The organism is Larkinella punicea (assembly GCF_003334855.1).
In the GTDB taxonomy this organism is placed as follows: domain Bacteria; phylum Bacteroidota; class Bacteroidia; order Cytophagales; family Spirosomataceae; genus Larkinella; species Larkinella punicea.
Map to the genome: position 1 here is coordinate 111,458 of NZ_QOWE01000015.1, position 13,327 is coordinate 124,784.

At 54.0% G+C, this 13,327-nt stretch carries 6 protein-coding genes; 5 read left to right on the forward strand and 1 reads right to left on the reverse strand.

The window, feature by feature from the left end:
- Positions 1 to 157: 157 nt before the first annotated feature.
- From DUE52_RS18630 to DUE52_RS18640, 3 genes are all read left to right on the forward strand, one after another.
- The gene (locus DUE52_RS18630; protein WP_114407545.1) at positions 158 to 1,192 is read left to right on the forward strand and encodes a PorP/SprF family type IX secretion system membrane protein; all 1,035 of its coding nucleotides are present in this window, start codon (positions 158 to 160) and stop codon (positions 1,190 to 1,192) included.
- Between the two features lie 147 nt (positions 1,193 to 1,339).
- Positions 1,340 to 4,255: a DUF8487 domain-containing protein gene (locus DUE52_RS18635; protein WP_222930294.1), complete on the forward strand. Its 2,916-nt coding sequence runs from the start codon at positions 1,340 to 1,342 to the stop codon at positions 4,253 to 4,255.
- A gap of 23 nt (positions 4,256 to 4,278) precedes the next feature.
- Positions 4,279 to 7,752: a DUF5107 domain-containing protein gene (locus tag DUE52_RS18640; protein ID WP_114407547.1), complete on the forward strand. Its 3,474-nt coding sequence runs from the start codon at positions 4,279 to 4,281 to the stop codon at positions 7,750 to 7,752.
- On the opposite strand, the gene DUE52_RS18645 is transcribed toward DUE52_RS18640, so the two are convergent.
- A complete protein-coding gene (locus tag DUE52_RS18645; RefSeq protein ID WP_114407548.1) occupies positions 7,749 to 8,630 on the reverse strand; it encodes an AraC family transcriptional regulator in 882 nt (293 codons plus the stop codon). The genes DUE52_RS18640 and DUE52_RS18645 overlap by 4 nt on opposite strands.
- A 101-nt stretch (positions 8,631 to 8,731) precedes the next feature.
- On the opposite strand from DUE52_RS18645, the gene DUE52_RS18650 reads away from it, so the two are divergent.
- Together DUE52_RS18650 and DUE52_RS18655 are read left to right on the forward strand one after the other, a co-directional pair.
- Positions 8,732 to 10,072, forward strand: coding sequence for a sugar porter family MFS transporter (locus DUE52_RS18650; RefSeq protein ID WP_114407549.1), 1,341 nt, complete (start codon positions 8,732 to 8,734; stop codon positions 10,070 to 10,072).
- A gap of 174 nt (positions 10,073 to 10,246) precedes the next feature.
- Positions 10,247 to 13,306: a SusC/RagA family TonB-linked outer membrane protein gene (locus DUE52_RS18655; RefSeq protein ID WP_114407550.1), complete on the forward strand. Its 3,060-nt coding sequence runs from the start codon at positions 10,247 to 10,249 to the stop codon at positions 13,304 to 13,306.
- The last annotated feature ends 21 nt before the right edge of the window (positions 13,307 to 13,327 follow it).

Genomic DNA, 13,327 nt, shown 5'->3' on the forward strand with positions numbered 1-13,327 from the left:
CAGCTATAAAAATTTTATAGGACTCCATTCATCCGTTTCATCCGTTACCACTACCTTTATCTAGGCGGTCAAGTGCAATTTTACGGTAAAAAAACGTTTATGTTTTAGTGTTTTCCCGGAACCAGTTTGGCAAGTTGTTTGCACTAAAGATACAGTTATGTTAAAACGTTACCTTCTTATCCTCTTTGGCTTGCTGATCGCCGGAACAGTTTGGGCGCAGGATCCGCAGTTTTCGCAGTTTTATGCGGCTCCCATGTACTTAAACCCGGCTTTTGCCGGTTCGGCCCTGGCGCCACGGGTAACGGTCAACTACCGGAACCAATGGCCCGCCGTGACCAATTACGTGACCTCCATGGTGAGCGTCGATCACTATTTCGACCGCTACAACAGCGGGGTCGGCCTGATGCTGCAAAGCGATAACCAGGGTCAGGGGCGCATCCGTTCCACCGACATTGGCTTGCAATATTCTTACCAGATTCAATTGGCCGAACAAACGTTCGTCCGGCTGGGCGTTCAGGGCTCCTACGTAAACCGCTCGATCAACTGGTTTGGCCTCACCTTTGGCGACCAGTACAACAACGGCGGTTTTACCGGCAATCCCACCACCGACCCCGTGGTTTCCAACGGCTCACCAACGCTTTCTTACCTGGATTTTTCAACCGGCGGTTTGCTGTATTCCGACTGGTACTGGATCGGCGTGGCGGCTCACCACCTGGGGCGGCCCAATCAGGGCGTTTTTGTCCTGAGCGACGAAAGCCGTCTTCCGATGAAGGGGAGCGTCCACGCGGGCCTTCGGATTCCCTTCGCGGGTTTCACCGGCCGGGGCGACGAGTGGGATCGTGAAAAAACAATTTCACCCGCGATCAACTACCGGTATCAGGGCAAGTATGACCAACTGGATCTGGGCGTCTATATGACCTATTCGCCCATAGTGGTCGGGCTTTGGTATCGTGGTTTGCCGTTGAAAAAATACGCCCCGAGTGTCACCAACCGCGAATCACTGATTGTTTTGGCCGGTTTTCGTCAGGACAATTTTTCGATCGGCTACAGTTACGACGCCACCATTTCCTCACTCGGACCAGGCAGCGGGGGTGCCCACGAAATTTCGCTGTCATACACCTTTGAGAATTTCCCTTCGGGCAAACCAAAAAACCGCAAAGCGCGCAAGCAACTTTCCTGCCCGAAATTCTAATCGCTTTGTTTCGTGAAATGCTTGCCTCCTTCCTCTGGTTGAGGGTGGCCGGAATTTCCGTTAGATTATCCATCTTTTCCCAAATAAACTCTATGGTTTATTTTATATGAATTTGTGTTTTTTGCATGACGATTAGGTAGATCACGGATGATCACAAACCGCCTGATCGGGTTCACAATGCAAAAAAGGGGGCTATTCATTTTTATCCTTTCAATCGGAAGCTGGTTTGCCAATCCTACGCAAGCCGTCAGTCAATCTAAAATCTCGTTAGCCGGAGAGTGGCAACTCCGTTTAGACCCCGCCGATCTGGGTTTGCGGGAACATTGGTGGCAGGGAACCTACCCCGATCGGGTGAAGCTACCGGGTTCTTTAACGGAAAATGGAAAGGGCAATGACATTACCCTGCAAACGCCCTGGGTGGGCGACGTCATCGACAGCACGTATTTTTTTGCGGACAGCTATAAAAAATACCGCGAGAATCCCATCAAAATACCGTTCTGGCTCCAGTCCGTCAAGTATTACGCCGGGCCGGCCTGGTATCGACGCCAGATCGAAATTCCCGCCAACTGGGCCAAAAAACGCATGACGCTGAACCTGGAACGCTGCCATTGGGAAACGATGGTGTACGTCAACGGCCAGTTCTGCGGCACCCGCAACTCCCTTGTAGCTCCCCACCAGTTCGATCTGACCAAACACCTGCGACCCGGCAACAATACCATCGCCATTCGGGTCGATAACCGGTATAAACTACACATTGGCCCCAATTCGCACAGCGTTGCCGATCATACGCAAACCAACTGGAACGGGTTGGTCGGTGATTTGTCGTTAACCGCCGAAGCCCCAACGTATATTGAAGACGTTCAGGCGTTTCCGAATCTGGCGACTCAATCGATCAAAGTGGCGCTTATGCTTCACCAGCCCCGGCACCAGGAATTTCAGGGGAAGCTGATTCTACAGGCCCGGAGTATGCAAAAAAATGGCGCGGCCTTGCCGGAATTAACGCAATCCGTTCAGTTCACCAGCGAAGAAACCACGCTGACCCCGACGTATGCCATACCGAATCCACAGCGCTGGGACGAGTTTAACCCTAATCTGTACAAACTGCACGTTCGGCTGGTCAGCGATCAGGGCGAGTTGCTATCGGAACGGGAAGTGACGTTCGGAATGCGCGAAATGAGTACGAGCGGAACGCGGCTGGCCATCAACGGTCGTCCGATTTTTCTGCGGGGCGATGTCGAATGTGCCACCTTCCCGCTGACGGGCTATCCGCCAACGACGGAACCGTACTGGGAAAAAATCATGAAAACCGCCAAAAGTTACGGCCTGAATCACCTGCGCTTTCACTCGTGGTGTCCGCCCGAAGCGGCTTTCGACGTGGCCGACCGGCTTGGCGTCTATCTGTACGTGGAAAGTCCGCTCTGGGCCAACCAGAGTAGCGCCGTCGGTACCGGTGGCGTCATTGATGACTTCATTTACCAGGAGTCGGAACGCATTCTGAAGACGTACGGCAATCACCCGTCGTTTTGCATGATGTCGTACGGCAATGAACCGGCCGGACCCGAGCAAAACGAGTTTCTGGGTCGCTGGGTCGACCACTTCAAACAAAAAGACAACCGCCGGCTTTACACCAGCGGAGCGGGTTGGCCGATGATTCCTGAGAGTCAGTTCCACATCCATTCCGACGCCCGGATTCAGCGGTGGGGCGAGGGCGTGAAAAGCATCATCAACGCGGGAACGCCCAAAACCAGCTACGACTGGCGCGAGATCACCAAAACCGCTACGGCTCCCTACGTCAGCCACGAAATCGGGCAGTGGTGCGTTTATCCAAATTTCAAGGAGATTGCCAAATACACCGGCGTGGTGCGGGCGAAAAATTTTGAGATTTTCAAGGAAACACTCGAAGCCAACGGCATGGGCGATCAGGCCGAGGCCTTTCTGCATTCGTCGGGTCGCTTGCAGACGCTCTGCTACAAAGCCGACATCGAAGCGGCCCTGCGGACGCCCGGTTTTGCCGGTTTTCAGTTGCTGGGGCTGCACGATTTTCCGGGACAGGGAACCGCGCTGGTCGGCGCGCTGGATGTTTTCTGGGAATCCAAAGGCTACACGACGCCCGAGGAATACCGCACGTTTTGCAGCCCAACGGTTTTGCTGGCCCGGATAGAGAAGCTCGTCTACGAGAACAACGAAACGTTACAAGCCGCGGTGGAAATCGCCCATTTCGGCGCGGGCGAGTTGACCAACCAAACCGTGCTCTGGCAGGTGCTCGATGCAGCCGGTAAAGTAAAACGGAGTGGTTCGCTGACCAAAGACAAGATAGCGATTGATAACCTCCAGTCGGTTGGCACGATTCAATTGCCGCTCGCGGGTTTCAAAAAACCGGAGATGCTTACGTTGAAAGTTGCGTTGAAAGGCTCCGAAAGTACGAATTCCTGGAATTTCTGGGTCTATCCGGCGGGCGTCGATGCCGATGCTGCTAGGGGAAAGGTCATCGTGGCCCAGACTTTGACGCCCGATGTCATCAATCAATTGCAGAACGGCGCGAACGTCCTGTTGCTGCCCTACGGACACGTCAAAAAAGGCAAAGGGGCCGAAGTGGAGATTGGGTTTTCGAGTGTTTTCTGGAACACATCCTGGACCAAGGGGCAGGCTCCGCACACGCTTGGGCTGGTTTGCAATCCGGCTCACCCGCTGTTTGCCAGCTTCCCGACCGAAGCCAGCAGCAACTACCAGTGGCAGGATCTGGTCAGTCATTCCCAAACCGTCATTCTGAATGATTTTCCCAAAACGCTTCGTCCGCTGATTCAGCCAATTGATACCTGGTTCGAAAACCGCCGGTTGTCGCTGGCGTTTGAAGGCCGGATTGGCAAGGGAAAACTGCTGGTGTGCAGCATCGATCTGGAAAGTGATCTGGCCAAACGCCCGGCCGCCCGGCAGTTGAAATACAGTCTGCTGAACTACATGAACAGCGGCCAGTTTAAACCCGCGAACGAGCTGGCAATCGATCAGGTAAACCAGTTGTTTCAGGCCGAAACGTCTCTGCTTACGCCCGCTAAAAACGACTAAAATATTTTGACAGACCTCTATTTATGGCTTTGCAGGAAGTAACTGTGTGGGAAGAATCGGTTGTGATTCCCACGTATGGTGTCGGCGCACCCGAAAAAAATCCGATGTTTCTGGAAAAACGGGTGTATCAGGGCAGCAGCGGGGTGGTGTATCCGCACGCCGTGATCGAAAAGATCGACGACCACAAGGAAGACCGGACGTATCAGGCGGTTTTTCTGGAAAACCAGTATCTGAAAATCATGGTGTTGCCCCAGTTGGGCGGACGGATTCAGATGGCGTACGATAAAATCAAAAACCGTCATTTCGTCTATTACAACCAGGTGATCAAACCCGCACTGGTCGGGCTGACGGGGCCGTGGATTTCGGGGGGTATCGAGTTTAACTGGCCGCAGCACCACCGCCCGAGTACGTTTGAGCCGGTGGATTATACGACCGAAGCGCATCCCGACGGTTCCAAAACCGTGTGGGTCAGCGAAGTGGAGCGGATGTTTCACACCAAAGGCATGGCCGGTTTTCGGCTGCATCCTGACAAAGCCTACCTCGAAATTCAGGGCGTGCTGTACAACCGCACGCCCGTTCCGCAGACTTTTTTGTGGTGGACGAATCCGGCCGTCAAAGTGAACGATTACTACCAGTCGGTTTTTCCACCGGATGTCTATGCGGTTTTCGACCACGGAAAACGGGATGTTTCATCGTTTCCGATTGCCACCGGAACCTACTACAAAGTGGATTATTCGCCGGGAACGGACATCTCGCGGTACAAGAACATTCCGGTTCCGACGTCCTACATGGCCGTGGCATCGAAGTATGATTTTATGGGCGGCTACGAACACGACAGCCGGGGCGGTTTACTGCACGTAGCCAGCCACCACCTGTCGCCGGGCAAAAAGCAGTGGACCTGGGGCAACGGCGAGTTTGGCTATGCCTGGGATCGCAACCTGACCGACGAAGACGGGCCGTATATCGAACTGATGACCGGCGTTTTTACGGACAACCAACCCGATTTTTCGTGGATCATGCCCAATGAAGAACGGACGTTTGTGCAGTACTTCATGCCTTACAGCGAAATTGGAATCGTTAAAAATGCCACAAAGGAAGCCGCTGTCAATCTGGAGTTTACGAACGATACCGTTCAGATCAGCGCGTATGCAACCGCCGTTTACGCCGGGGCCGTCATTCGATTAACGAACAACGGAGAGGTGGTTTTTGAACAACGGGTTGACCTTTCGCCGGAAAAACCGTTTCGGCATGAAATACCGCACTCGCTTCTTGCCCCTAAAGTCGTCCGCGACCCCGGCCCTAAAGGGGACTTTTTGCATCCGGAGGATTCTGCGTCCAAGTCCCCTTTAGGGCCGGGGTCGCGGACGACTTTAGGGGCGCATCTCCGTCTGAGTGTAGAAAACGCTGACGGCCTGGAACTGGTTGCTTACCAGCCCGACGAAGAGACGGAGACAACGGTTATTCCGGAACCGGCCCAGGCCGCTCTGGACCCCGCCGAGGTAGAAAACAACGAGCAGTTGTATTTAACGGGTTTGCACATCGAGCAATACCGCCACGCAACCTATGTCGCCACCGATTATTACGAAGAAGCCCTGCGCCGTGACCCCAAGGATGTGCGGTGCAACAACGCCCTGGGGCTTTGGCATATGAAACACGGTCAGTTCGCCAAAGCGGAACCGTATTTCAGGCAAGCCATTCAGACGCTGATCCAGCGCAATCCGAATCCGTACGACGGCGAACCATATTATAACCTCGGCCTGTGTTTGCAGGGGTTGGGGCAGTATGACGAAGCCTTCGACGCGTTTTTCAAAGCCACCTGGAATGCCGCCTGGCAGGACACCAGCTTTCTGGAACTGGCCCGCATCGCCACCCGGCGGAAAACCTACGCCCAGGCCCTCGAACTGGTTGAGCGGTCGCTGGCGCGTAACTGGCACGGGCATTCGGCTCGGCACTTGAAAGTCGCTTTGTTGCGGAAAACCGGGCGAACCCACGAGGCTTTGCAACTCATCGACGACACCCTGGTGATCGACCGGTTTCACTTCGGCTGTCTGTTCGAAAAATCGCTCCTCTTGCAAACCGACGGCGCATCGGCTGCGGCTGCGGCCCAGACGCGGAGCCAGCTTAACGACCTGATGCGCTACAACGTCCATACCTACCTGGACTACGCGCTGGACTACAGCCGGGCCGGTTTATACGACGAAGCCATTCAACTGCTGTCAGAATTGCTGCCAACCGGAAAGGCGGTTTACCCGATGGTGTATTACTTCCTGGCCTTTTTCAACACGCAGTTGGGCCAGACCGAAACCGCTCACGATCATCTCAAAAAAGCCACCGAAGCCAGCCCGGATTTTGTGTTCCCCAACCGGCTGGAGGAACTGACGGTTTTGCAATGGGCGGTTTTTCAAAAACCGGATGATCAGCCGATTAATCACGCCCATGCCTGGTATTTTCTGGGCAATTTCTGGTATGGAAACCGGCAATACACAGAAGCGATCGACGCCTGGGAGCGGTCTGTGAATTTCGATAATACCTTTCCCACCGTGCACCGGAATCTCTCTTTGGCGTATTACAACAAACAGCAACGGGCCGACAAAGCACTGGCGTCTCTGGAAATCGCCTTTGCGCTGGATACCGCCGATGCGCGGGTACTGATGGAATTGGATCAGTTGTATAAGAAGCTGAATTACCCGCATGAAGAACGGCTGGCTTTGCTGGAAAAGCACCTCGATACAACCGAAGAGCGCGATGACCTGTCTTTAGAGCGAATCACGCTGTATAATCAGCTCGGCGCGTATGAAAAAGCGCGCGACTTGCTGGCGACCCGGCAGTTTCATCCGTGGGAGGGGGGCGAAGGCAAAGTGGTGAGCCAGTACCTGATTTGTCACATCGAGCTGGCGAAGCAGGCGTTGCAAAATGCCGAGTATGCCGCAGCCCTTGACCTGCTAACAGCCGCTGAAACCTATCCGGTCAATCTGGGCGAAGGCAAACTGTTCGGGGTGCAGGAACCCGATATTTTCTATTTGAAAGGACTGGCCTACGAAGCGATGGGCGAAACGCAAACCGCCCGATCGTATTTTGAACGGGCATCCGTCGGGCTGGATGCGCCGGTTCAGGCGGTTTTCTACAACGATCAGCAACCGGATAAACTGTTTTATCAGGGATTGGCCTGGAAAAAACTGGGGCAGAACGACCGGGCCGAAAAGCTCTTCAAGACGCTGATTCACTACGGAGAAACCCACCTGAACGACGCCATCAAGATCGACTATTTTGCGGTATCGCTCCCCGATCTGCTGGTGTTTGATGCTGATCTGAACGAGCGAAACCGCATCAGTTGCCTGTATCTGATGGGCTTAGGGCATCTGGGTCTGGGAAATGGTCATGTTGAACAAGCTCTTGCCTGTTTTGATGGCGTTCTCGCCAGTGACCGCAACCACCAGGGCGCGGCTTTGCACCGGAAAATGGTCGATTTTCTACCGGCGCAGGAAGTATCGGGTTAAGATTTTCGGAGTTTGCGGAAGTCGCGCGGAGACACACCCATGACGTGGGCAAAAACCCGGCTGAAGTGGTACGGATCGCTGTATCCGATCTGGTAGGCGACTTCCTTGATGCGCAATTGTGTGTTTTCGAGTAAACGACAGGATTCCTGAATCTTTAAAAAAGTGAAGAAATTGATGGGCGCACTTTGGACCTTGGTCCGGAAAACCGCCGAATAGTGCGACGCCGACATGCCCGCAATCTGCGCCAGGTCTTCCAGCGTCAGGTTCTTGCTCAGGTTCTCTTTCATGAACGCGATGGTTCGGCTAATCGGGTCGTTTTCGGGTTGCGCAAACTGGTTGGGGTTATAAACTGCATTGTTGAACGTGGCCAGAAAGCGCGACAGACTGCTGTTGGCATACACAATATTGTCCATGTTATACGACATTTCAACGTGCGACAGAATGTCGTCGAAAAGTTGAAACCGTTCGGGCTGGGGCGATACGGTTACGGGGGAAAGGTCGGTATCCTGTTTTAAAAATTGCAGAAAATGGTGTGACCGGGAACCGGTAAAATGCAGCCAGTAGATGGTCCAGGGGTTCTGGGCGTCGGTTCCGTAACGGTGCGCCTGATCGGCTGGCAGAATAAACACCTGATTGGGTTTTACGGTGTATTTCCGGTCGTTGAGGACATACCAGCCTTCGCCCTGGATGCAATAGATCAGAATGTGCTGCGGGCTGCCTTTCCGGCGTTCGCGATCGTGGAAAGCGGCTTTCGGATAATAGCCAATATCGGTGATGTACAACGACTCACAAAGCGGATGAACGGCGATCAGTTTTTTTAACTCGCCCGGCAACACATAACTGCGCTGTCCGGCAAAGCCTTCTTTCTTTTTGATCATGTCGCAATATTATCTAGGTATGGGTCAGGAATGGTTTGTAAAAATACGCATCTGTATCGCTTTTTTTCTAAAAAATACCCGAATACTTTAACGAAATCCTTATGGCAAAAACCGGGCTTAACGCCAACTATATTTTTGGAATCGCCTTCATTTCGGCATTGGGCGGTTATCTGTTTGGCTTCGATTTTGCCGTGATTTCGGGTGCGCTTCCGTTTCTGCGGGGTTATTTCGGGCTCACGGCCTGGTGGGAAGGATTTCTGACCGGCTCGCTGGCCCTGGGCTGTATGCTGGGCTGCGTGCTGGCCGGCAACCTCGCCGACCGCTACGGTCGTAAACCCGGCCTGATGGTGGCGGCCCTCATTTTTGCGCTCTCCTCACTGGGCATGGCCTTCTCCTCCACCTTGCCGGTTTTCATCACCATGCGCTTTGTGGCCGGAATCGGAGTCGGGATGGCGTCGACGCTGAGTCCCCTCTACATTGCCGAAATTTCGCCCGCCGAAGTCCGGGGCCGCAACGTTTCCATCAACCAGTTGACCATTGTGATCGGGATTCTGATTACCAATCTGGTGAACTACACGCTGGCCGATAACGGCCCCGATGCCTGGCGCTGGATGTTCGGGCTGGGGGCCGTGCCATCCGCCGGTTTTCTGCTGGGGGTCTTCTGGTTGCCCGAGAGCCCGCGGTGGCTGGTGCAGAAAGGCCGGGTGCAGGAAGGTGAAACGATTTTGCGCCGGATTGGTGGCGAATCCTTTGTGAAACAGACGGTTATTGCCATCAATCGTTCGATGGAAGGGGCCGAAAAACCGTCGTTGTCTATGCTCATGGAGAAGGGCGTTCGCCCGGCGGTGATTGTCGGCATTGGCCTGGCGGTGCTGCAGCAGTTGTGCGGAATCAATGTGGTTTTCAATTATACCTCCACGATTTTCGAGACCGTAGGTGCCAATCTCGACCGGCAGTTGTTCGAAACCGTAGCCATCGGAATCGTCAATCTGGTGTTCACACTGGTGGCCATGTGGCAGGTGGACAAACTGGGCCGCAAACCGCTGATGCTCATCGGAACCCTGGGGCTGGCAGTCCTCTATATCGTGATTGCGGTGCTGTTGAAAACCGGCGCATCGTCGGGTTTGCTGTCCATTTTCGTGCTGCTGGCGATCAGTGTCTACGCGACTTCCCTGGCACCCATCACCTGGGTTTTGATCTCGGAAATTTTCCCCAACCGGGTTCGTGGGCTGGCGTCATCGGTCGCGATTCTGGCGTTATGGGGGGCTTATTTTATTCTGGTTTTCACGTTTCCCATTCTCGCCGAACAATTGGGGACGTACGGACCTTTCGGGCTTTACGCAGTAATCTGCCTCGTCGGATTCTGGTTTGTCCGCCGGAATGTGCGCGAAACGAAAGGAAAAACGCTGGAAGAACTGGAAGATACCTTCATCGCGCATTGATTTCATAAGATTATCCATCTTAATCGAAATTCTCTCTATTGATTTAGGAGCTGAAGCCTTTAATCTTTGTAGTTATGGAATTTAGCAAATAATGATTTGGATTTTACTGTGCCTACCATCCATTCAATCGGCTGTTTCTGACTAAACAACTAAACCCTTAATCCTTTCTTACGTATGAATTATTCTATACGGTGTCTGCAAACAACCCTGGTATTGGTTTGCCTTACACTGACCACATTTGCCCAGAGCCTGATTACGGGCAAGGTGGTTGGGGAGCAAAACGATGGCATACCGGGTGCTACGATTACCATAAAGGGCACCACCCGGGGCACCACAACCGATGCTTCCGGCGGGTTTCAACTGAATGCCAGCCCGAACGAAACGCTCGTATTCAGCTACGTAGGCTACGTGACGCAGGAAGCCATCGTTGGCAACCGCACGAGCCTTACCATCAAAATGCTGACCGACACCCGCAGCCTGGAAGAAGTGGTGGTGGTGGGGTACGGTACGGTAAAAAAGAGTGACCTGACCGGTTCGGTTTCGACCATCAAAGCCGACGCCATCAAGGAAATGCCGGTGGTCTCGGTCGATCAGGCCATTCAGTCACGCGCGCCGGGTGTTCAGGTGACCCAGAGTTCGGCGGCTCCCGGCGGTGGGATTTCCATTCGCGTGCGGGGTGCCAACTCCATCAACAGCGGAAGTGAGCCGCTGTACGTCATCGACGGTTTTCCGATGTATCCCGACAACGGCGCGATGGGAACCGCGGGCAACCGGCAATCGAGCAACGCGATGGCCACCATCAACCCCAACGAAATTGAATCCATCGAAATCCTGAAAGATGCCTCCGCCACCTCGATTTACGGATCGCGGGGTTCGAACGGCGTGGTTTTGATTACGACCAAACGCGGAAAAGAAGGTCAAAGCCGGGTCGATTATGAAGGATCGTACTCATTCCAGCAAATTGCGCGGCCCATCGAGGTGTTGAACGGCAGTGACTACGCCCGGTATCTGAACATTCTGGAACGCAGCCAGGGCGGTAGCCCGCGGTTTACTGACGCTCAGATCAGCCAGATCGGCGAGGGCACCAACTGGCTGAATGCAATCACGCAAACCGGCGCACTGTCTAACCACCAGCTTTCGTTTACCGGCGGAAACAAGGCGATGCGGTATGCTTTTGTCGCCAACTACCTGGATAACAAGGGAATTGTCAAGAATACATTTTTCAAACGGTACGGTTTTCGGCTGAACCTCGACAACGATTTCCTCAACGGTCGGGCCACGCTCAGCAATAGCTGGTCGTATAACCGGACGGGGAGCAGCAACGTGGCCACGGATCGGGGCGGCCCGGGCGGGATCATCATTACGGCCCTGGGCCTGGACCCGACCGTAGCGGTGTATGACCAGAATGGCAATTACAATTACCCGAGCTACGATCAGCGCTTCAACATCAACCCGCTGGCGGAAGCCGTAGAAGGCTACGACCGGGATAACATCAACCGGTTATTCGGGACAACGGCCCTGACGGTCAACATCATCGAAGGACTGAAATTCCGGACCAGTCTGGGCGCCGATGTCGTGAATGCCACCCGCAACACGTTTTACAACAACTATACCTTCACCGGTCGGCAGTATGGCCGGCAACTGGAACGGGCCAACCGCAACGTCAGCAGCATCCTGAACGAAAACATCCTGAGCTACAACAAACAAATCCGGCCGGGCCACAACCTCGACGTAACGCTAGGGTATACTTACCAGCAGGAAAGCAACCTGTTCAACTCGGCGTCGACGCGCGGGCTGCCTTCGGATGATCCGGAGTCGGTTAACATGCAAAACGGCAGCAGACCGCAGATTCCCAATTCCGGGCGTCAGGACTGGACGTTGCAATCGTTGCTGGGCCGGGTGAATTACAACCTGAAAGACCGCTACCTGTTTACGGTCACGTTCCGGCGCGATGGTTCGTCGCGGTTTGGTCCGAGCAACAAATGGGCCACGTTCCCTTCCGCGGCCGTTGGCTGGCGTCTGGTAAATGAAGATTTCTTCCAGAATTCGGCTCTGAAAAATGTGTTTGACGACGTTAAAATCCGGGCCAGCTACGGTTTGACGGGTAATTCACAAATCCCGGTTTACCGGTCGCTGGGCGGTTTGTCGACCTACAATTATGTGTTTGGTGGTGGCCTGGCTGCGGGTTATGGCCCCAACCGGATTGCGAACCCCAACCTGAAATGGGAAAGTACGGCGATGCTGAACCTCGGTCTGGATCTGGCCCTGCTCAACAACCGCCTGTCGATGACCTTCGACGTGTTCAGCAACAAAACCACGGATCTGCTCCTGGATGTTTCCATTCCGCAAAGCACGGGTTTCAGCACCATCATGCTGAACTCCGGAGCGCTGACCAACAAGGGTCTTGAGTTTTCCACGAACTACAAAATCTTCAACAATGCCGCATTCAAATGGGATGTGAGCGGTAATATTTCGGTGTTGCGGAACGAGATCACCGATTTGGGACAGAGCACGCCTTTCTTCGCCAACAGCACCAGCGGCCACCTGGGCGTTTTTGGTAGCTGGGTAGAAGCCGGCAATCCGATTGGTGTCTGGAAGGGCTACAAATACGTTGGCCTGTTTCAGACCGACGACGAAGCCCAGACCTTTGCCGCCCGCGCCGGTTATCCGAAATACGAAGACGTGAACGGCGACGGAAAATACACCGCCGATGATTATGTGGTAATGGGCAATCCGAACCCGAAATTTACCTGGGGACTGAATTCCAGTGTCAAGTTTAAAAACTTCGACTTCTCGATCTTCTTCCGGGGTGTTCACGGCAACGATGTGCGGAACCTGCAACAGTCGGAAATGGGCGATGGGGTTCAGAAAATCAACCAGATTGGCGACATCCTGACGGATTCGTGGACGCCGACCAATACCGGAGCCAGCCGGCCCGTGATCGATGGTCGCCGGGATTTCATCTCTTTCCGCCGGTCGTCGTTCTTCATTCAGGACGGTTCTTTTGTGCGGTTGCAAAACCTGGCGCTGGGCTATAACATTCCGTTGCATACCAAATACATCCGGTCGGCCCGGATCTACGCCAGCGGACAAAATCTGTTCCTGATCACGAAATACAAAGGATTTGACCCGGAAGTGAACAACCAGGGCCAGAACAACCTGAACCGGGGCGATGACTACGACGCCTATCCCCGCGCCCGGATGTTTACGGTGGGTGTCAACCTTGGTCTGTAATTCGCTAACCCTACAATCTTT